The 17,522-nt window shown below is 70.8% G+C and carries 13 protein-coding genes; 11 read left to right on the top strand and 2 right to left on the bottom strand.

Annotated features, from left to right (window positions below; genetic code table 11):
* Nucleotides 1-158 precede the first annotated feature (158 nt).
* Complete coding sequence (locus VGS97_RS09195) at nucleotides 159-2,450, bottom strand: hypothetical protein (RefSeq protein ID WP_326852884.1); 2,292 nt, start codon at nucleotides 2,448-2,450, stop codon at nucleotides 159-161.
* Between the two features lie 330 nt (nucleotides 2,451-2,780).
* Here VGS97_RS09195 and VGS97_RS09190 point away from each other — a divergent pair, with 330 nt between their 5' ends.
* Complete coding sequence (locus tag VGS97_RS09190) at nucleotides 2,781-3,632, top strand: hypothetical protein (RefSeq protein ID WP_326852883.1); 852 nt, start codon at nucleotides 2,781-2,783, stop codon at nucleotides 3,630-3,632.
* Between the two features lie 28 nt (nucleotides 3,633-3,660).
* Here VGS97_RS09190 and VGS97_RS09185 read toward each other — a convergent pair whose 3' ends face one another.
* Complete coding sequence (locus tag VGS97_RS09185; protein WP_326852881.1) at nucleotides 3,661-4,785, bottom strand: methyltransferase; 1,125 nt, start codon at nucleotides 4,783-4,785, stop codon at nucleotides 3,661-3,663.
* Between the two features lie 272 nt (nucleotides 4,786-5,057).
* On the opposite strand from VGS97_RS09185, the gene VGS97_RS09180 reads away from it, so the two are divergent.
* From VGS97_RS09180 to VGS97_RS09135, 10 genes are read left to right on the top strand one after another with little or no spacing between them, the layout of a single operon-like run.
* On the top strand, nucleotides 5,058-8,216 hold the full coding sequence (locus tag VGS97_RS09180; RefSeq protein ID WP_326852879.1) for an amino acid adenylation domain-containing protein: 3,159 nt from the start codon (nucleotides 5,058-5,060) through the stop codon (nucleotides 8,214-8,216).
* Nucleotides 8,217-8,250: 34 nt separating this feature from the next.
* Nucleotides 8,251-9,204, top strand: coding sequence for a fatty acid desaturase family protein (locus tag VGS97_RS09175; protein ID WP_326852878.1), 954 nt, complete (start codon nucleotides 8,251-8,253; stop codon nucleotides 9,202-9,204).
* 4 nt (nucleotides 9,205-9,208) lie between these two features.
* On the top strand, nucleotides 9,209-9,940 hold the full coding sequence (locus VGS97_RS09170; RefSeq protein ID WP_326852877.1) for a GNAT family N-acetyltransferase: 732 nt from the start codon (nucleotides 9,209-9,211) through the stop codon (nucleotides 9,938-9,940).
* A gap of 13 nt (nucleotides 9,941-9,953) precedes the next feature.
* Nucleotides 9,954-11,675 (top strand): aspartate aminotransferase family protein, encoded by a 1,722-nt coding sequence (locus VGS97_RS09165; RefSeq protein WP_326852876.1) that lies wholly within the window; start codon nucleotides 9,954-9,956, stop codon nucleotides 11,673-11,675.
* Nucleotides 11,676-11,688: 13 nt separating this feature from the next.
* A complete protein-coding gene (locus VGS97_RS09160; RefSeq protein ID WP_326852875.1) occupies nucleotides 11,689-13,164 on the top strand; it encodes an AMP-binding protein in 1,476 nt (491 codons plus the stop codon).
* On the top strand, nucleotides 13,161-14,159 hold the full coding sequence (locus tag VGS97_RS09155; RefSeq protein ID WP_326852873.1) for an amidohydrolase family protein: 999 nt from the start codon (nucleotides 13,161-13,163) through the stop codon (nucleotides 14,157-14,159). The genes VGS97_RS09160 and VGS97_RS09155 overlap by 4 nt, the downstream gene beginning before the upstream one ends.
* Entirely contained in the window at nucleotides 14,156-14,410 is a 255-nt protein-coding gene (locus VGS97_RS09150; protein WP_326852872.1) for an acyl carrier protein, read from the top strand. The genes VGS97_RS09155 and VGS97_RS09150 overlap by 4 nt, the downstream gene beginning before the upstream one ends.
* The gene (locus tag VGS97_RS09145) at nucleotides 14,407-15,456 is read left to right on the top strand and encodes an amidohydrolase family protein (RefSeq protein ID WP_326852871.1); all 1,050 of its coding nucleotides are present in this window, start codon (nucleotides 14,407-14,409) and stop codon (nucleotides 15,454-15,456) included. The genes VGS97_RS09150 and VGS97_RS09145 overlap by 4 nt, the downstream gene beginning before the upstream one ends.
* Nucleotides 15,457-15,463: 7 nt before the next feature.
* Nucleotides 15,464-16,771, top strand: coding sequence for a cytochrome P450 (locus VGS97_RS09140; RefSeq protein ID WP_326852870.1), 1,308 nt, complete (start codon nucleotides 15,464-15,466; stop codon nucleotides 16,769-16,771).
* Nucleotides 16,768-17,496 carry a serine/threonine protein kinase gene (locus VGS97_RS09135; RefSeq protein WP_326852869.1) on the top strand — a complete coding sequence of 243 codons (729 nt, stop codon included), beginning with the start codon at nucleotides 16,768-16,770 and terminating at the stop codon, nucleotides 17,494-17,496. The genes VGS97_RS09140 and VGS97_RS09135 overlap by 4 nt, the downstream gene beginning before the upstream one ends.
* Nucleotides 17,497-17,522 lie beyond the last annotated feature (26 nt).

Here is a 17,522-nt window from a genome sequence, read left to right as displayed (position 1 = left end):
TGCAATATCCCAATCGCCGATTTCGGCTGACCGGGTGTACGCCTCCCGCGTGAAGAGTAACTTTCAATTATCGGTAGAGTGGCTAAGAGCTGCGAATACAGGTAAATGGCCGCCGGCCGGTCGGATGTTGTTCCGGATATCCTGATATTGTGATCGTGTCAGCGGCGGAATACGAACTGGTCACCGGTCGAGGGCTGCATTGGACCGTCCTCGACGACGACGGGTGCCGTCTGCTGTTCAGGGCTCTGCAATGCGCTCAGCCGCAGCGTGCCGAGCACCTGGTGCAGGAAGGCGAGACAGAACACGTCGATGCGTCCGGCGGCGTCGGTCTTCAGGGCCGGGACGGAGACCGTGTTGGGGGAGCAGGCGGTGACCGCCGTCCCGTCGGGCTTTTGCCAGGTGAGTGTCACGGGCGTCCTCGGCAGGAAGCCGGTTCCGGTGACGTGGGTGAGCATGCCCTGCTGGACGACCGCCGGATCGGCGATGAGCCTGGCGCAGCCGACCACGACGACCTGCGTGGCGGCGCTCACCGGCAGGAAGGCCTGCGGGAGTTTTACGGCGGCTGCGGGCGGCTGCGCGGTGCCGATGGCCTGGTGCCGGCCGCAGGCGGGGGCGATGCCGCGGATGGTGCCGCGGATCGAGCCCGTCGCGTCGCTCGACACGGTGGTGTGGGTCTTTCCGTCGAAGCCCAGGTTGACGATCCGGTTCGGCGGGAATCCGACGCCGGTTAGGTTCAGCACCGCCGCGTGGCCGCCGGAGTCGACCGGGTTCGGCGTGACCGTGATCGACGGGCAGTACACGGCGATCGACGCCGTGGCGAGCACCGGCCCGCCGCTGTCGATCGTCACAGAGTCCTGACCGCAGGACGCGGCGGCGGCCGGCACGCGCAGGTCCGTCGTGGGGAAGGTTCCGCCGCGGCCGACCTGGACCTTGCCCGCGACCACGCCCCGCAGCCTGATGGTGGCCGGCCCGGCGGGCAGCAGCGAGCCGTCCACGGTGAACCGGGTGAACTGGTGCAGTGTCGTCTCGATCGGGACGGCGTGCAGTTGCGGGGGAGTGCGTGACGATGCGCAGCCCAGGACGGTGACATCGGCCGAGGCCGGGATCTGCGGGTCGTCCGTTATGGTGTCCGCCGCCTCGGCGGCCCGGTCCACGAACCCGATCTCGCTGCGCATCGCCGTGCCCACGACTTGGTGGTCGCCACAGGCCAGGGCGATACCGGGGACCGTGAGGCTCACCGATCCGTCCGCACCACTCGTGACGGTCCCGAAGTCCTGACCGTCGATGGTGAAGTCGATATCGCGTTCACCGGGGTATCCGGTACCTGCGATGTTCAGGTCCGTTGCGGCGCCCCCGGAGAACACCGGGTTCGGCGTGACGGTGAGCGAAGGACAGAACACGGCGATAGTGGAGCTGGCGACGGCCGGGCTCACATCGTCGATCGTGACAGTGTCCTCACCACATTTCGCGGCCCCGGCGGGTACCGCGAAGACCGTGTCGGGGAAGGAGCCGTCCGTTCCCACGGTGACCGTGCCCGCAGGCACGTCGTCCAGCTTGACAGTCGCCGGCCCGGCGGCCAGGTAGCGACCCTGCACGGAGAACAGCGTGAACTGGTCGATGCCCGTGTCGAAGGGTTCGGTGGAGATCTCAGGGGCCGGATCCGAGGACGCGCAGCCGAGCACGCTGATCGGGGTCGTCACGGCGGGCAGCGGGTATGTCGGGGCCGTCAGGCTCCGGATGCGGATCTTGGGCGGTGGCGGCGGGGCGGGGGGCTGGATCGTCGCGGTGAGTTGATGTGTGCCGCAGGCGAGGGCGCTTTGGGCAAGGGTGACCCCGGTCAGGTTGCCGTTGGCGTCGGTGCTCGCGGAGGTCGGGGGGACCTGGTCGTCGACGGCCAAGGTGACGGTCCGGCCACCGCCGAAACCGTTGCCGCCGAAACCGCTGCCGGTGACGGCCAGGTCCGTCGGCGTTCCGCCGGAGAACACGGGGCTCGGCGTGATCGTGAGCGTCGGGCAGAACACGGTGATCTTGAACTGGACGTTGGTGAAGCCGTCGACCGTGACGGGGTTTGCGTCGCCGCACACCGCCACGTCGGCCGGCACCGGGAAGTTCGTCGCGTCGAAGCCGCCTGTCGTGGCCTTCGGGTCCGGCGAGGTGGCCTGCACCGTTCCCGCCACCGTGCCTCGCAGCCTGATGGTCACCGTTCCCAGGGGAAAGTCGCCGCCGCTCACCGTGAACTGCGTGAACTGGTCGCGGGTGGTCTCCCCGGGAGTGACGGTGATGGACGGGCCGAAGGAGGGGTCTGCGGGCAGCAGGCTCACCTGCAATGGCCCGCTTGGCAGTATCCCCACCGTGAGCAGCGAGAGCGCACCGATCAGGCGCTGGACCGTTCGGCGCGGCGCGGTGGCCCGCCGGTGCGGAACGTGTTGCCGATGAGGTCTGATTGGCATGCGCGTCTCACCAACTCCTGGATCGGCTGCCGGAAACGCCCCCGGGCTTCGGCTTCGGCTGTTGCCCCCTCGGTTGAAACAGTAGGCTGACGCGTTTGGCGGGGGTATGGCCGAACGGCCGCCGTTGGGGCGCAGTGGGCCGCACGAAAGGGCCGCCCAGAAGGGCCGCCCAGAAGGGCGGTCCAGGGGCGGTCCAAGGCGGTCCCAGGGGGTCGGCGGAGCGTGACGGCCGCAGCGGCACCGCGTTGGCACTTGTGGCGAGCCGCGGGAATAGTGGACGTCGTGGTCCGGATGGATGATCAGGCTCGGGTGAGGAATGCGTCAGCGGTGATGCGTGATTCGCTCGTTCGGCGGGTGCCGCTGTATGGGTGGATCGGGCTGCTGCTGATCGCTGCGTCCTGGCCTGCGTACTGGACCGTGTCCGGCGCGTACTCGGAGGATCTGTTCATCCTGCTGTGGGCCGGCTACGTGCTGGTCGTCGACGGCCTCGGGTACGCGAGGACCGGCAGGTCGCTGCTTACCGGGCCGCCGGTGCGCTGGCTTGCGCTGCTGGCGGCAGGCGGCGCGTTCTGGTTCTCCTTCGAGATCGAGAACCATGCACTGCGCGATTGGACGTATCTGACGCGCGCCCGGCACGGCAGGCTCACGTTCGACCTGGTGCAGGCCGCGACCTTCGCGACCGTCGGGCCGGTCTTGTGGGTGACGACCGCGTTCTTCCGCAGCATCCCCCGTCTGGCCGAATCGCGTGGCCCGCGACTGCCTCGGCTGGCTCCGGGAGCGCTCGGCGGGCTGAGTGTTGCGGGAGCGGTGTGCCTCGCGGCGCCGATGCTGTGGCCGCGCGTCGCGTTCGTGCCGGTCTGGTTCGGGTGGTTCCTGTTGCTCGACCCGCTCAACGCCGCGCTCGGCGGCAGGAGCCTGATCCGGCAGGCACAGGCGGGGCGGTGGGGGACGTGGCTGGCGCTGACGCTGGCCGGATTGACCGCAGGCGCGTTCTGGGAGGGATGGAACAACGGCTCGGCCGGGTACATGTGGACCTACCACGTGCCGTACTTCGACTCGGCGCCGCACCTGTTCCAGATGCCGCTGCCGGGTTATCTCGGCTATCCGCCGTTCGTGTTATCCGCGTACGCCGCATACCAGTCGGGGGTACTGATCGTCCGGCGGGTGGGGCCGATCGGGTGAGTCGGTCGGGTGAGGCGGGTTCGGCGGATCAGCTCAGCAGCTGCGCTTCGATGACGTTCATACCGGGTGGCCCGGCCACGGCTCGCTCAAGCCGCCAGCCCGCGCGGTCGAACAGGGTGCGGAACTGCGAAAGCGTCCGCTCTCGTGCACCGTCGTACAGCGCCATCATCACCACATCGGACCAGCTCTGGACGGGGCTCGGCAGCGTGCCTTCGGGCAGCAGGTCCTCGAAGACCCGGAGCCTGGCGGCCGGGGCGGCTCCGGCGGCGACCGCGCGCAGGATCCGGACCACGTGCTCGTCGTTCCAGTCGTGCAGGACCCGGGAGAGCAGATACAGGTCGCCCTTGGGCGGCGGCCCGAAGAGGTCGCCTTCGGACACGTCGCAGCGATCGGCGACGCCTGCGTCCCGCATCCGTTCGCGCGCACGGTTGAGCACGCTGGGCTGGTCGACGAGGATCCCGCGTGCGTCAGGAGCCGCCTGGAGCACGGCGGCGAGCAGGGCGCCGGTCCCGCCCGCGACATCGACGATCGTCGCCTCGGCCGGCCAGCTGAGCAGGTCTACGCAGGGTAATGACAGCAACTGGGCCTGCTCGGCCATCGCCGCGCTGAACACGGCCTGCTCGGCAGGACGCTGACCGAGGTAGTCCCAGAACCCCGCGCCGAGCACCTGCGGCGCGGCGGCGCGGCCGGTCCTCACGACGTCGGTCAGGGCGTGCGCGACGTCTGAGATGCCCAGCGTGGCGAAGGTCGCGCTCAGGGACGCCGGATGCCGACTGCTCAACAGCAGCCCCGGCCCGGTGAGTGCGGCGTCGCCGGCGGCGTCGAACGTGACGAACCGGTGACCGGCCAGGAGGGTGAGCACCCGGCGCAGCGCGTCCTCGTCCGCGCCCACCTCGGCCGCGACGGCGCCGACCGGGCGCGGGCCGGCGGCCAGGGCGTCCGCCACGCCCAGGCGGGTCACCGCACAGAGGCAGTGGAACACGACGCCCGACTGGTAGATGTCGAAAAGCGCTGAGATGTCGGCCACCGGGACGGGCACGGCCGCGGGCGCCGGTGTCGAGGCCGGGCTCGGGCTCGGACTCGGACTCGGGGTGGGGGCGGGGTGCGTGGCGAAAGCCGAGGCCGGGGTGGGGGATCGCGCGGGGGTGACCACATGTGCTCCTGTACGCATCTGTCGATCAGGCTTCGTAGTCGGGCAAACCCTATCGCATACGAGTATGGCGTCTGATAGACATGGCTGTTAGATTCAGTCCCGGTACATCCCGTCGAAGGTCATTGGGACCGTCGAAGCAGGGTTCGCATGTACTGGTCGCGTCCGTGGTCGGGGAGCCGCGGGCCGGCCGTCGGGATTTCGCCGTCCTGGAACGTCGATGGAGGCACGACGGGGCATCCGGGGACTTCAAGTCCACAGGTGAGGGGCGCCAGTTGTTGGACCAAGACATTCGCATCCTGCCACTGCTCGAAGCCCAGTCGGGGATCTGGTTCGCTCAGGCGCTCGATCCCGCGGATCCGACCTACTGCATCAGCGACTGCGTCGACATCGACGGCCCGGTGGACGTGGAGCTCATGCGGGCCGCGCACGCGCGGGTCGAGGCCGAGGCGGAATCGCTGCGCCTGCGCCTGACCTCCACCCCTGACGGTCCCGGGCAGTACGTGCGGGCCGCGCCCGGCGAACCGCTGCACTACCTCGACTTCTCCGGCGAGTCCGACCCGGACGATGCGGCCGGGGCATGGATCGCGGCGGACACCGGCCGCCCTTTCGAGCTGACGGGCGGCGCGCTGTGCACCACGGCGCTGTTCAAGCTGGAGGACCGCCGCTTCACGCTCTACCGGCGCGTCCACCACGCCGTCGTCGACGGCTGGAGCCTCGCCCTGCTGCACAACCGGACCGCCGCCGTCTACACCGCTCTCGTGGAGGGCTTGCCCGACGACGGCGAGGGCTTCCTTCCGTTCCAGGCGCTCCTCGACAGTGAGGCGCGCTATCGCGCGTCCGCGCGGTACGCCCGGGACCGCGACTACTGGCTGGAGCAGGTGCGCGACCGGCCCGAACCGGTCAGGCTCACCGGCACGCGGCTGCCGGGCACCCGCGGTATCCAGCACCATCGCGTCGCCGTGGGGCCGGAGCGGACCGAGCGTCTGCGCCTGGCGGCCGAGCGGTTCGGCGTCGCGTGGACGACGCTGGCGATCGGCGTGATGGGCGCCTACGTGGCGCGCTTCACCGGCGAGGACGAGGTGGTCCTCGGCCTGCCCATCGCGGCGCGGATGACGCCGGGCGACCAGCGCGTCCCCGGCATGCTCACCAACGGGCTGCCGCTGCGCGTGCGATCCGAGCCGGGGACCGGCGTGGCAGAGTACTTACGGCAGGTCGAGCGCGACGCGCGCGAGATGCTCCAGCACTGCCGTTATCCGTCCGAGCAGCTGGTGCGGGACCTGGGGCCGGGGGCACGCGGTCGTGCGCTATGGGGCCCGGTGCTCAATGTCCTGGGTTTCGACTACAAGCTCGGTTTCGCCGGTCACCCCGCCACGGTGCGCAACGTCTCACGCGTCGCCACCGACGATCTGACGGTCACGTTCCATCAGGTCTCGTCCGACGGTGCTCTGGAGATCCACCTGGACACCCACCCGGACCTGTACCGGCCCGAAGAGGCCGAGGATCATCTCAAGAGGCTGCTGTACTTCCTGGACGGGGTGCTCGCGGCCGGTCCGGACGCCGCGCTCGGCCGGCTCGGCCTGGTCGGCCCGGCCGAGCGCGACCGGCTGCTGGCCTGGGGGACCGGGCCGGCGTCGCAGACCCCGGATACGACGGTGAACGGGTTGTTCGAGGCGTGGGCGAAGCGCACGCCGTACGCCCCCGCGCTTGAGTTCGACGGCGTGACGCTCAGCTACGCGCAGCTCAACGGCCGAGCCAACCGCCTCGCCCGCCATCTGGTGGCGCGGGGCGCCGGCGTCGGCCGCGTGGTCGCGCTGGCGCTGCCGCGCTCGCTCGACCTGCACACCGCCGCGCTGGCGGTGCTCAAGTCGGGCGCCGCCTTTCTGCCGCTGGACGCCGCCTACCCGGTCTCCCGGATCTCGTTCATGGCGGCCGACGCCAAGCCGGTGGTGACGCTGCTGCATTCGACCACCGCCGCCCTGGCCGCCGCGATCGGCGGCGACTGCCTCGTCCTCGACGACGACGACCTCGTCAGGACTCTGGCGCAGCTGTCCGAGGACGACCTGGGCGAGCAGGACTTCGCCGAGCCGCCGCCGACGGATCGGCCCGCGTACGTCATTTACACCTCGGGTTCGACCGGCGTGCCGAAGGGAGTCGTCGTCGGGCATCGCGGGGTGGTCAACGTGACCGCCGCGATGATCGACCGCCTCGGCTCGGGGCCGTCCGGCCGCACGCTCCAGTTCGCCTCGGCCAGCTTCGACGCCTTCGTCGGGGAGATGACGCAGTCCCTGCTCAACGGCGGCACGCTGGTCGGCGCGCCGGCCGAGCAGCTGGCCCCGGGGCCCGCGCTCGCCCGGCTGGTCGCGCGGACCGGCGTCAACGACCTGGTCCTGCCGCCGTCCGCGCTGGAGGTGATGTCGCCGGAGGATCTACCCGCCGGCATCACCGTGTCTGTCGTCGGGGAGGCCAGCTCGCCGAGGGTCATCGAGCTCTGGTCCACCCGGTGCCGGCTGTTCAACGGCTACGGACCGACCGAGGCCACCATCTCGACCGCGATGAGCGAGCCGCTGACGCCCGCTCAGGCGGCGGCGCCGCCGATCGGCACGCCGCTGCGCAACGTCAGGGCGTACGTGCTGGATCCGCACGGGCAACTCGTTCCCGTGGGCGCCGTCGGTGAATTGCACGTCGGCGGCGCCGGGGTCTCGAAGGGCTATCTCGACCGGCCCGAGCTGACCGCGCAGCGGTTCGTGCCCGATCACTTCGCCGACCCGGGCGCGCACATGTACCGCACCGGCGATCTGGTGCGCTGGAACGGCGCGGGCGAACTCGTCTTCGTCGGCCGCGCCGACAATCAGGTCAAGCTGCGCGGTTTCCGCATCGAACTGGGAGAGGTGGAGGCCGCGCTCGCGCGTGGTCCCGGTGTGGCGCGCGCGGCGGCAACGGTACTGGAGTTCGAACCGGGCGACAGACGGCTGATCGGTTATGTCGTCGCCGGGCCGGGTGAGCCGGTTGATCCCGCGCGGCTGCGGGCGACGGTCGCGGAGACGCTGCCGGCGCACATGACGCCCTCAGCGGTCGTGGTTCTGGACGCGTTGCCGCTGACGCCGAGCGGGAAGCTCGACCGCGCGGCGCTGCCGGCGCCCGGCGCGGACGCGCCCGGATCAGGGTCGGCCGGATCAGGGTCGGCCGAGCCGGGCCGCGGGCCGCGTGACCAGACCGAGGAGACCCTGCTCGGGTTGTTCACCGCGATCCTCGGCAACACCGAGGTCGGCATCGACGACAGCTTCTTCGACAAGGGCGGGCACTCGCTCTCCGCGGTCCGCCTGATCGGGCGGATCCGCAACGCGACGGGCGTGGAACTCGCCGTGCGGGACCTGTTCGACACGCCCACGGTCGCCGGGCTGGCGCAGCTGGTGCGCGACCGTGCCGGCTGACGTGACGTAAGACCGCTGATACGACGGGGAAATCATGGAACCAACCTCAGTCCGGTATCCGGCCGGCGGCGGGCCGCCCGGCAGACCGCAGGTGCGCGCGACGGTCAAGCACCTGCGCACCGAGGTCGTCGGCACGGCCTTCGTCCTGAAACTCGCGCTGTGCGCGGCCCTGACGGCGCTCGGCGCGCTGCTCGCGCTCCAGGCCCCGATCGCCGCGCGGATCCCCGGCACCCTCCTGCTCGGGCTGATGTTCGCGCACGCGGCCGAGTTGCAGCACCAGGCCCTGCACGGCCTCGGCCTGCGCAACCGCGCGGCGAACGCGGTCGCGGGCATCGTCCTCGGCATCCCGATGCTCATCTCGTTCTCGGCGTACCGGGCGACGCATCTTCGGCACCACCGCGACCTCGGGACACCGGCGAACCGCGAGTTCTTCGACTACGGCGATCAGTACGGCGTGCAGGGGGACCGGTCGCGGACGGGCGTCGCGCTCTCCTGGCTGCTGCGTTTCTCGATGCTGCGCCACTACGCGGCGTTCGGTGCGAGTTCGCTGCGCGCGGTGCGCGGGCGGGAGTTCGCCGGGGAGACGGCGTCGACCTCCCGCCGCATCCGCCGGGACCACTACGTGATCCTGGCCGTGCTCCTCGGGTCCGTGGCGTGGTCGGCGGCGGCGGGTTCAGCCGCCGTCGTATGGGTGTGGCTGCTGCCGTTGGTGCTCGTTGCTGGTCCGGTGCACGCCGCGATCGAGCTGCCGGAGCACTTCCGCTGCGAGACGCTCAGCGAGGATCCGTTCGCGAACACCAGGACGATCCGCTCCAACCGGCTGATGACCTGGTTCACCAACGGCAACAACTACCACGTCGAGCACCACCTGATGCCGAATCTGCCGATCGAGCGCCTGCCGGAGCTGCACGCCGAGGTTCGCGACCGGCTGATCCACTTCCAGCCGGGCTATGTCAAGTACTTCCGCGAACTGGTCCGGGGCCGGTGACACGATGGAGTCCTCACTAGACGCAGCGTCCGCGGTGGACACGAGTGCAGTGGCGATGGACGCGGCGGCGATCAACTCAGCGGCGATGGATGCAGCGGCGATCGACACAGTGACGTTCCGGATCGCCGAATCGCCGGCGGACAAGTCCGACGTGATCAAGTTGCGTGACGAGGTGTACGTCCAGGACCAGGGGCGGCTGGGCGACACCTCCGACACCGCGGACACCTTCGACAGGTTCGACGGGAACGCGGTGTACATCCTGGCCGCGGACGGCGCCGAGCCGGTCGGCACGATCAAGGTGGTGCCCGACACGCAGGCCGGCCTGCCGTGCGAGGACATGGTCGACGTCGCGGCGCTGCGTCCCGGCAACCGCCTGGTCGAGTTCGGCCACCTGATGACCGTGCCGCGGGCGCGCGGCAAGGCGATCGGCATGGCCCTGATGCGCACCGCGCTGCTGTTCAGCATCGCCGAATACGCGGCCACGCACGTCCTCGGCGACTTCTTCGCCGAGCAGGACGGCGGATTGCGCGGCTTCTACCGGCAGATCGGGTTCGTCCCGGTCGGCCCCGCGTACCGGGACGCCCGGTTCCTCGGCGCCCCGCTCAGCGTGGTCGCGGTACTCGACCTGCCCGACGCGGGCCGCCGTGCGCGCGCGGACCGGGAGGGGCGCAACGTGCCGCTCCAGTACTTCTTCCACGACTACGACGACCACGCCCGCGCCCGCGACGCCGACTGACAGGAACAGGTCCATGCGAACCGAGCGGCAGATCCTCGCCGAGAGCAAGGCGGCGCACAACCATCCCGTCTATTCGACGATGGCCTTCGTCATGGGCTGCGGCGTCCAGGGCGAAGGGCGCGCCAGCCACGTCGTGGACGAACACGGCAACCGCTTCCTGGCGATGTTCGACCAGTACGGAAACCAGTCCTTCGGCTACTCGCACGAGCGCGTCGTCGCCGCGCTGCGCGAGCAGCTGGACACGGGGCGGCTGAACAGCACCAAGATCATGTTCGAGCGGGAGCAGATCCGGCTCACCGAGCGGCTGGCGCGGCTGACCGGGAACCGGCTGCCGTTCGCGTATCTGGCCAACAGCGGCGGCGAGACGATCGACAACGCGCTCAAACTGGCGCGGGCCGCCACCGGGCGCCCCGGCTTCGTCACCGCCGTTGACTGCTTCCACGGCAAGACCTTCGGCGCGCTGAGCGCCTCGGGCCGAGCCGAGCACGCCGCGCTGTTCAGCCCGTTCCTTGACGGGTTCCGGCAGGTCCCGTTCGGTGACCTGCCGGCACTTGAGGCCGCCCTCGACGCGGATACCGCCGCGGTCCTGCTGGAGCCGGTCCAGGCGGAGGGCGGCGTGATCGTCCCGCCGCCGCAGTACCTGCGCGAGGTGCGCCGCCTGTGCACGCAGGCCGGGGCGCTGCTGATCCTCGACGAGATGCAGACGGCGTTCGGACGCTGCGGCACCTTCTTCGCGTTCGAACGGTTCGGGATCACCCCGGACCTGGTGTGCATCGGGAAGGCGTTCGGCGGCGGCATGCTGCCGATTTCCGCGGTCATCGGGACCGAGGAGGTGTGGAAGGCGCTGCGGGAGCAGCCCTCCACGTTCGGCTCCAGCCTCGGCGGCAACCCGCTGTCCTGCCGGGTGGGCCTCGAAGCGGTCGAGATCGCGTCCGAGCCGGCGTTCCTGGCCGACGTCGAGCGCAAGGCCCTGATCATCGATGAACGGCTCGAAGCGCTGGCCGTCCGCTTTCCCGGCCTGGTGCGGGAACACCGCGGACTCGGCATGATGCACGGCCTCGAATTCCACGACGAGGCCCTGGCCGGGGCGGCCCTCGGGCTGCTGCTCGAAGCGCGGGTGACCTCGACCTACTCGCTCTACAACCCCAAGGTGCTGCGAATCCAGCCGCCGTTGGTGATCTCGATGGAAGACCTCGACTTCGGGCTGGACGCGCTGGAGAACGTACTCGTCGCGCTCAGCGCGCACCGCTCGAAGGCCGGCAACGCGTCGGCGGCGGAAGAGGAGCTGACGCAGGCTCCGATAGTTCGCGTGCTGCGACTCGACGCGTCCGCCGACGAGGTTCTGGAACGGCTGCGCGACCGGCCGCGGCTGCTCGATCCGTTCGCCCTGCTCCCGCAGGACGAGGCCGCGCCGGGACCCGATCCCGGGTTCGCCGGGACGCTGGGGCACGACCTCGTGGTGTGGACCGACCGGGTCGGGCAGTTGCCGGACGGCGTCGCGCTTTCCGCAGAACCCTGCTGGCTGTGGCGCAGGCTCGAACGCACCGTCTCGGTCCGGCGCGCGGACGACGGCGGCTGCGCGGTGACCGTCCACGTCGACTGGGACACCGGCAGCGGCGCGTACGAGGACATGGTCGGCGGCCGGATCGCCTACTTCGTCGCACAGCGGCTCGCCGAACTCGCCGCGCACCTTGAATCCGCACTCTTCGAGCCGTCCGCGGCCCACCGAGGGTAAAGGAACGGAAAGCATGCGATTGGCAGAACTGGCCGAACGCTACGGCCGCGACAAGAGCGCGCTCGTGGTGGAGATCGACGGCGCGGGAAAACGCCGCGCGCTCACGCACGCCGAACTCGCCGACCTGGTCCGGGCGCGGGCGCGGCAGCTGACCGAGGCGGGCGTGCGCGCCGGACAGCTGATCGGGATCCGGGCGAAGAACAGCGTCGACTGGGTGTCGTGGGACCTGGCGGCGAACGAGATCGGCGCGCTGGTCAAGGCCTTCGCCGACGACACGGCTCTTGACGATCCGGACGCGTTCGTGCGCAGGCACGGGCTTGCCCTGCTGATCGCGGACGGTGTGCCATCCGGGCACGACCACGTGTTCGCCCCCGAAGACGGCCCGGCGGGACGCGCGGCCGACGCCCCGGCGATCGGCGACGAGGACCTGCACAGCCTGGTCTACTCGTCCGGCACCGCCGGCAAACTCAAGGGCCTGAACATCAGCGTTGGCGGGACCGAATACGTCATCAGCCGGTTCATCGACGCCTACCGCATCAGCGCCGCGGACCGTCACCTGATCTTCCTTCCGCTGTCGAACTACCAGCAGCGGCTGTCCGTCTACTGCTGTCTGTGGGCCGGGGCGGACCTCGTGCTGGCGCCCTACAACCGGGTCTTCGCCGCGCTGAAGGCGGAGCGGCCCACCTTCGTCATCGGGCCGCCGGTGTTCTACGACGCGACGATCCAGCTGTACGGCAAGACCGGCGCGGGCGCGTCGCTCGGCGAGTTCCTCGGCGGCAACGTCAGATTCCTGATCACCGGCATGGCGCCGATCCGGCGCGAGACGCTGGACCGGTTCTGGGCGGGCGGGGTGCCGCTGCTTGAGGCGTACGGGCTGACCGAGTGCGGGATGATCGCCTGGAACACGCCCGACGCGTACCGGGTCGGCACGGTCGGCCGGCTGATCGACCCGCAGGCGATGACGTTCCTGCCCGACGGCGAACTGCTCATCAACCGCCCGGCGCCGCTGAGCCTTGGCTACTTCCAGGACGCCGGCGAGGGCGACGAGGTGTTCCTGGCCGGCGGCTCGATCGCGACCGGCGACTACGGCTCGCTCGACGCCGACGGCTACCTCACCCTGATCGGCCGCAAGAAGGACGTGATCGCGCTGGGCAGCGGCCGCAAGGTCCATCCGGCCGAGATCGAGGCGGCGTTCGCCGGGATCGACCGGCTCGCCGAGCTCGTCGTCGTGCCCACGCCGCAGTCCAACCGGCTCGGCGCGATCGTCACGCCGGACGATCCGGCCGACGAGGACCTGCGCAAGGCGATCCGGCTGCGGATCGAGGAGGTCAACCAGAGCCTTGACTCGTACCGGCGCATCGCCTCGGTGGTGTTCTGCGACAAGCCGCTGCGCGCCGACCCGCGGTTCATGACGGCGAACCTGAAGCTCAGCCGGCGCCTCGCGGCCGACTACTTCGCCCGGCAGGCCGCCGAAGGGGCGAACGGGTGACCGGCGTGGATGCTCCTGGCTCAGCCGCCGACTCCACCGCGGCGCGAGCGCAGATCGTGGACGCGCAGGTGAACCTCGCGACCGAGCTCGCGATCCCGCGCGCCTTCCTCGACGAGCAGGCCGAGAACACCTACCACCGGATGGCCGCGTACGGGTACAAGGTGAGCCGGGACAAGATCCACGAACGCGTACTCGGTATGTATCAGGACCCCGACGGTGATCGCCTGGTCGCCGAGATGGACGCCGCCGGAGTGGACCGGGCCGTCGTGCTGGCGCCGGACTTCACGTACGCGGCCAAGTGCGCGCTGAGCGCGCCGGAACTGGCCGCCCTGCACGACCGGGTGCTGCGCCGGCACCCGGGCCGGTTCGAAGTCTTCTGGGGTGTCGACCCCCGCTGCGGCCCGGACGGCGTCGAACTGTTCGAGCGCTGCGTCACCGAGTACGGGTTCGCCGGGCTGAAGCTCTACCCGCCGTGCGGCTACTCGCCGAGCGACCGGCGGCTCTACCCCTACTTCGAAGTCTGCGCGCAGCGCGGCCTGCCGGTGCTCAGCCACACCGGCCCCGGCTGGGGGCCGCTCGACTTCACCTACGGGCAGCCGCTGATGATAGACGAGGCCGCCCGGGACTTCCCGGCGGTGAACTTCGTCCTCGGCCACGGCGGCGTGACGCACGTCGAAGAGGCCTCATATCTGTGCTGGCACCGGCCGAACGTCTATCTGGACATCAGCCAGTTCCACGCGGTGCTGAACGCGGACGGCTGGCAGGCGCATCTCAATGGCCTGTTCCGGCAGGGCATCGACCACAAGATCCTGTTCGGGACCTGCTGGCCGGCCTTCCGGCTCTCCGCCTCGCTCGGCCAACTGGTCAAGGAGTTCACCGGCGACACCGCGGTCTTCCGCGACGTCAAGGCCTCGGCCCGGCGGCGGATCATGAGCGGCAACACGCTGCGGCTGCTCGGCGGGAAGCCGGGCGGCGAACCCAGGGAGGGCATGTGAACGCGGACGTCGACCCCGCCGCGCTGGAGAAGAACCTGCTGGACTGGGTGCGGGACTGGACCGAGGAGGGCGCGGCGCAGCAGGCCGGGCCGGACACCGACCTGGCCGGGACCGGGCTGCTCGACTCGATGGGGCTGGTGGCGCTCATCTCCTACCTTGAGGACGAGACCGGCGCCACCTTCGACTTCGGGACCTTCGACGCGAACGGCGGAACCAGCGTGCGTGCCCTGATCCGCCACTGCCTCCCATGACGCAACCCACGATGGCGCAGCCTCAGGCGACGCAGCCTGACGTGACGCAGCCTGATGTGCCGCCGCCGCGCACGATGGTCTACGACGGTCACTGCCACGTGGCGTCCACCGACTTCATCCCGCAGCGGTTCGTCGAGGACGTCGTCGGCAACGTGCACCGCCGCCTCCAGGCTCAGGGTGCTGACGTCCCGATGCGCAGACTGCTGGACGGCTACGTGGCGCAGCATCAGGACCACGACGCCGACCGGCTGGTCGCCGAGATGGACGAGGCGGGCGTGCAGCGCGCCGTGCTGCTCGTGCCCGATCTCAGCCTGCGGATGCAGTGCCCGCTGTCGCTGGAGGAGATGGCCGAGCGGCATCACGGGATACGGCTGCGCCATCCGGGCCGCTTCTGGGTGTTCATCGGGGTCGACCCGCGGCGCGGCGCGAAAGGCGCCGACCTGCTGGACCGGATGGTCGACGACTACGGGTTCGAAGGCATCAAGCTCTATCCGCCGTGCGGTTACTCGCCCTCGGACAAGGCGCTCTACCCGTACTACGAGGTCTGCGCCGCGCGCTCGCTGCCGGTGTTCGTGCACACCGGGCCCACGGCGTCGAGCCTCGACTTCGATCCGGCTCACCCGCTGCACATCGACCGGGCCGCCCGCGACTTCCCGTCCGTGCAGTTCATCCTCGGGCACGGCGGCGTCACCCACGTCGACACGGCGGCCTACCTCGCCGCCTACCGTCGCAACGTCTACCTCGACATCGGCGGCTTCGCGGGGACCTCGGCGCTCGGCGGCTGGCCGCGGGCGTTGAACCGGTTGTTCCGGCTGGGTATCAGCCACAAGATCCTCTTCGGCACGGACTGGCCGCTCAACCGGATGTCCGGCGGGCTGACCCGGCTGGTGCGGCAGGTCGTGGACGGCGGCGAGGCGTTCGCCGGGGTGCGTCCCGCCGAGCAGGCGCTGATCCTGCGGGAGAACCTGCTGCGGGTGCTGCCGCCCGGCAGCCGTCCGGTGAGCAGCAACCGTCCGGGGAGCAACCACTCCGAAACCGGAGCGTGACGGATCGATGCAGCCACAGTCGCAGTCCCCGGCCCAGGCGCACGCGCAGTCGCGCTGCCCCATCTGGTCTGCCACGCGGGCGGATACGGATCCCGCGGACCCGCACTTCTACGCGGGCGGCGACTACATGGCGGCTTGGCGGTGGGCCCGCCACAACCACCCCGTCGCCTGGACCGAGTCCGCCGGCTTCGGCGGCTACTGGTCGGTGACGACGCACCGTGAAGGCGCCGCCGTGCTCAAGAACACCCAGGCGTTCACCTCGACCTCGGGCATGCGGCTCGGCGCCGACCCGGCGGGCGTCGCCGCCGCGGCCGGCCGGATGATGGTCGTCGCCGACGGCGATGCGCATCGCCGGTTGCGCGCGGCGCACGCGCCGTGGTTCAACGGCCGGACGCTGTCCGGGCTGCTGCCCGAGCTCACCCGGCGGGTGGACGAGCGCGTCAGGGAACTGCTCGACGCGGGCGGCGAGTTCGACGCGGTCACCGAGCTCACGGTCGGGATGCCTGCCTGGGCGCTGTTCGGGATGATGAACGTGCCCGCCGAGGACTGGGATCAACTGGCCGCTCTCGCCGCGGCAGCCTTCGACGACGCCGGCCGTGGCGCGTCGGCGTCTGCGGCCCGAACGCTCGCGCACACGCAGATCCTCGGCTACTTCGCGGACCAACTCGACCAGCGCCGCGCCGAGCCCGCAGACGACTTCGTCACCGGGCTCGCCCAGGCCGCGCCGGACGGCAGGCCGCTGACGGACGACGAGGTGGTCCTCAACTGCGACGGCCTGGTCAACGGCGGCCTTGAGACCACGCCGCACGCAGCCTCGGGCGCCCTGCTCGCCTTTCATCAGCACCCGGAGCAGTGGCAGGCGCTCAAGGCCCGGCCCGAACTGCTCGACGGCGCGGTCGAGGAGATCCTGCGCTGGGCCTCGCCGCCGATGCACGCCATGCGGACGGCCACGGCCGATGCCGAACTCGGGTCCGCGCCGGTGCGCCGCGGTGATCGGGTCGTGGTGTGGATCCCCTCCTGCAACCGCGACGAGCAGGTCTTCGCGCAACCCGACCGGTTCCTGGTGGAGCGCAGCCCGAATCCGCATCTGAGCTTCGGCGGCGGCCCGCACTACTGCATCGGCTCGGTGCTCGCGCGGCTCGAACTGCGCTGCCTGCTCGGCGTGCTGATCCACCGGGTCGACGCCATCGAGGCGGTGGGGGAGCCGGGCCGCGTACCGTCGAACTTCCTGCACGGCCTGGCCAGGCTCGATGTGCGCTTGACGCCGCGGCGGGCCGGCCGCGGCGGCCGGGTCGGGGTCGGGGGCGGCGGGTGAGCACGCTGATCGTCGAGTCGCCGGGGCTGCCGGGCGAGCCGGTCCACAGCGTGGCGGTGGACCGCGGGCAGGAGGTCACCTTCGGCCTGGGCAGCGCGCAGGACCCGGTCGACGTCCCGCTTGAGGACCCGGGCGCCGAGCCGGTGGCCGGCCGCATCCGGGCGGACGCGGGTTTCTGGCTCATCACCAACCTGAGCCGGGTGCGCACGTACGTGGTCGAGAACGACGAGGGAGGCGGGGAGTACCTGCGCGTGCCGCCCGGCCGCCTGGACATGCCGATTCCCTTCACCTGCGCCCGAGTCCGGCTGGCGTCGGCCAAGGGCCTGCTGTCGCTGGTCGTCAAGGCCCCGGAGCCGGCCTACCTGCACGTCCCGGACCCACAGGCCGGGGCCGGGCAGATGGCCGCCGCGTTCCTGCTCGACGAGGGCGCGAAGTACTTCCTCGTCCTGGTCGCCCTGTGCGAGCCGCGGTTGCGCGATGCCGCCAGCATGGTCATCCCCAACACCTCCGAGATCACCCGCAGGCTGCACGGCCTGGCCGAATGCCGCGAAATCACCAGCGCGGCGGTCAACTTCCACATCCGCTACCTCGCGCGCAAGCTACAGATCAGGCAGTGGCCAGGACACGACCCCGGCTCGCGGGCGGACTGGCAGCGGGAGGCGATCGTCTCCCGGGCGATCCGCTTCGGCCTCGCCCGGGAGGAACATCTCAAGCTGCTGGGATGACGCCGGGCCCCGGCCCGGTGGACCTT

Source organism: Actinocrinis sp. (assembly GCF_035946395.1).
Lineage (GTDB): Bacteria > Actinomycetota > Actinomycetes > Streptomycetales > Catenulisporaceae > Actinocrinis.
Note: the sequence above shows the minus strand (reverse complement) of the source record. Positions and strands in the feature narration are given on the sequence as shown.

What these genes read in the sequence shown, in the direction of transcription:
- VGS97_RS09195 (WP_326852884.1), bottom strand. Translation starts at nt 2,450, where the DNA reads ATGCCAATCAGACCTCATCGGCAACACGTTCCGCACCGGCGGGCCACC.
- VGS97_RS09190 (WP_326852883.1), top strand. Translation starts at nt 2,781, where the DNA reads ATGCGTGATTCGCTCGTTCGGCGGGTGCCGCTGTATGGGTGGATCGGG.
- VGS97_RS09175 (WP_326852878.1), top strand. Translation starts at nt 8,251, where the DNA reads ATGGAACCAACCTCAGTCCGGTATCCGGCCGGCGGCGGGCCGCCCGGC.
- VGS97_RS09170 (WP_326852877.1), top strand. Translation starts at nt 9,209, where the DNA reads ATGGAGTCCTCACTAGACGCAGCGTCCGCGGTGGACACGAGTGCAGTG.
- VGS97_RS09165 (WP_326852876.1), top strand. Translation starts at nt 9,954, where the DNA reads ATGCGAACCGAGCGGCAGATCCTCGCCGAGAGCAAGGCGGCGCACAAC.
- VGS97_RS09160 (WP_326852875.1), top strand. Translation starts at nt 11,689, where the DNA reads ATGCGATTGGCAGAACTGGCCGAACGCTACGGCCGCGACAAGAGCGCG.
- VGS97_RS09145 (WP_326852871.1), top strand. Translation starts at nt 14,407, where the DNA reads ATGACGCAACCCACGATGGCGCAGCCTCAGGCGACGCAGCCTGACGTG.
- VGS97_RS09140 (WP_326852870.1), top strand. Translation starts at nt 15,464, where the DNA reads ATGCAGCCACAGTCGCAGTCCCCGGCCCAGGCGCACGCGCAGTCGCGC.